This is a genomic window from Roseibium litorale (assembly GCF_014842915.1).
GTDB lineage: Bacteria > Pseudomonadota > Alphaproteobacteria > Rhizobiales > Stappiaceae > Roseibium > Roseibium litorale.
This window is the reverse complement of record NZ_JACYXI010000033.1, coordinates 1-2,496: the sequence shown is the minus strand read 5'-3', so window position 1 is coordinate 2,496 and position 2,496 is coordinate 1. Positions and strand designations below refer to the sequence as shown.

At 59.5% G+C, this 2,496-nt stretch carries 2 protein-coding genes; both read right to left on the bottom strand.

What is annotated here, in order from left to right:
* Positions 1–64: 64 nt before the first annotated feature.
* The gene (gene istB / locus IG616_RS22810; RefSeq protein ID WP_192151283.1) at positions 65–868 is read right to left on the bottom strand and encodes an IS21-like element helper ATPase IstB; all 804 of its coding nucleotides are present in this window, start codon (positions 866–868) and stop codon (positions 65–67) included.
* On the bottom strand, positions 858–2,384 hold the full coding sequence (gene istA, locus IG616_RS22805; protein ID WP_192151281.1) for an IS21 family transposase: 1,527 nt from the start codon (positions 2,382–2,384) through the stop codon (positions 858–860). Before istA ends, istB begins: the two co-directional genes overlap by 11 nt.
* Positions 2,385–2,496 lie beyond the last annotated feature (112 nt).

The window sequence follows — 2,496 nt, the reverse complement described above, 5'->3', positions numbered from 1 at the left end:
TGTTGATTTCCATTGAGAAGTAACCCGGCATTTCCACCGAGAATTGACCCTCCTTTTAGGTATGTTACGGGTCTGTGGGTTCGGTCAAGTTCTTGGCTTTCTCCTTCTTCGTTTTGGGCTCATGTGCGGAGCTGTTCTTGAAGCGGAAGCTGTCGTTTCCGGTTTCAAGGATGTGGCAGTGATGGGTTAGCCGGTCGAGCAGCGCGGTTGTCATCTTGGCGTCGCCGAAGACGCTGGCCCATTCGCTGAAGCTCAGGTTGGTGGTTATGATGACGCTGGTTCTCTCGTAGAGCTTGCTCAGCAAATGGAAGAGCAGAGCACCCCCGGACGCGCTGAACGGCAGATATCCGAGCTCGTCGAGGATCACGAGGTCGGAATGGACGAGCCGGTTGGCGATCTGACCCGCCTTGCCCTGGGCTTTCTCCTGTTCCAGTGCATTGACCAGTTCAACGGTTGAGAAGAACCGGACGCGCTTGTGGTGATGCTCGATGGCCTGGATGCCGATTGCGGTGGCGATGTGCGTCTTGCCGGTGCCGGGGCCCCCGACCAGGACGATGTTGTTGGCGTCGTCCAGGAACTCGCAGCGATGGAGTTGGCGCACGAGCGCCTCGTTGATCTCGCTGCTGGCGAAGTCGAAGCCGTTCAGGTCGCGGTAGGCTGGAAAGCGGGCCACCTTGAGCTGATAGGCAACCGATCGGACCTCCCGTTCCGCCGTCTCCGCCTTGAGAAGCTGTGACAGGATCGGAATGGCTGCCTCGAACGCCGGCGATCCCTGCTCGGTCAATTCGCCGACAGCCTGTGCCATACCGTGCATCTTGAGGCTTCTCAGCATGATGACGATCGCGCCGCTTGCTGGATTATGACGCATGGCGAGCCTCCGTCTTTCTCAGGGCATCGTAGCGCTCGACATTGGCCCTGGGCTCGTTGGCAAGCGTCAGGGCCTGAGGTGCATTCACGGTTGGAGGCGTGAGGGATTTGCCATCGACCAGGCGATGCAGCAGGTTCAGGATGTGGGTCTTGGTTGGAACACCCGACTTCAGCGCCATATCGACAGCCGACAGGACAGCCTGTTCGTCGTGCTGGAGGACAAGTGCCAGGATATCGGCCATCTCGCGATCCCCGCCCGGCTTCTTGAGCAGATACTGCTGCAAGGTCCGGAATGCGTCGGGAAGCTCGGTGAACGGTGCGCCGTTGCGAAGAGCACCGGGCTTGCGTTGCACGACCGCCAGATAATGCCGCCAATCATAGATGGTGTGCCCAGGCCGGTCATGGGATCGATCGATGACACGGCGGTGTTCGCAGATGATCTGACCCTCTGCGGCGACAACGATACGATCCGGGTAGACACGCAAGCTGACTGGCCGATTGGCGAAGGATGCCGGGACGCTGTAGCGGTTGCGCTCCAGATGCACGAGGCAGGTCGGAGAGACGCGCTTGGTGTATTCGACAAACCCGTCGAACGACCTGGAAACAGGCATCAGCGCCGGAGCTTCCTCTGCCAGGAGGTCGGCGATAGTGCCTCTCATCTGACCGTGCGGGGTCTGTGCCCAGAATTCCTTGCAGCGCTGCTCCAGCCAATCGTTCAAGGCTTCCAGTGATGGAAAGCGGGGCGTGGGCTGCCAAAGCCGGTGCCGGGCGTCCTGAACGTTCTTCTCGACTTGCCCCTTTTCCCAGCCGGAAGCAGGATTGCAGAACTCCGGCTCGAACAGGTAGTGGCTGGCCATCGCCTGGAAACGGATATTCACATCACGCTCCTTGCCGCGTCCGACCTTATCAATCGCCGTCTTCATGTTGTCGTAGATGCCGCGCCCCGGCACGCCGCCGAAGACGCGGAAGGCATGATTGTGGGCGTCAAACAACATCTCGTGCGTCTGCAGGAGGTAGGCCCGGACGACGAATGCGCGGCTGTAGCTCAGCTTCGTGTGGGCAACTTGCAGCTTGGTGCGCTCGTTGCCGATAATCGCCCAATCCTCCGACCAATCGAACTGGAAGGCTTCGCCCGGCTCGAATGCCAAGGGCACAAACGTGCCGCGGCCGGTCGTCTGCAATTCCCTTTGCCGATCTTCACGCCATTCCCGGGCGAAGGCCGCCACGCGATTGTAGGACCCCTCATAGCCGAGGCTGACCAGATCCGCATGCAACTGCTTCATCGTCCGCTTCTGCTTGCGGCTCTTTTTGGTTTCCGTCTTCAGCCAGGCCGATAGCCGGTCCGCGAACGGGTCCAGCTTGCTTGGCCGCTTCGGTGCTTTGAACTTCGGCTCAACACCGCCGCAACGCAGATATTTGCGGACGGTATTCCGGGACAGGCCAGTCCTGCGGCAAATCTCCCGGATCGATAAATGCTCTCGAAAATGCCAGCGCCGGATCACGCTCAATAACGCCATGTCGATCACTCCATAGCCCCCGCTGAAAACACGCGAGGGAAGGTTCAAACATGGGTCAATTCTCAATGGAAATATCAGGCCAAGCCGGGTCACTTCTCAATGGAAATCAACA

Coding starts and splice junctions, on each gene's coding strand:
- istB (WP_192151283.1), bottom strand. CDS start 868: ATGCGTCATAATCCAGCAAGCGGCGCGATCGTCATCATGCTGAGAAGC.
- istA (WP_192151281.1), bottom strand. CDS start 2,384: ATGGCGTTATTGAGCGTGATCCGGCGCTGGCATTTTCGAGAGCATTTA.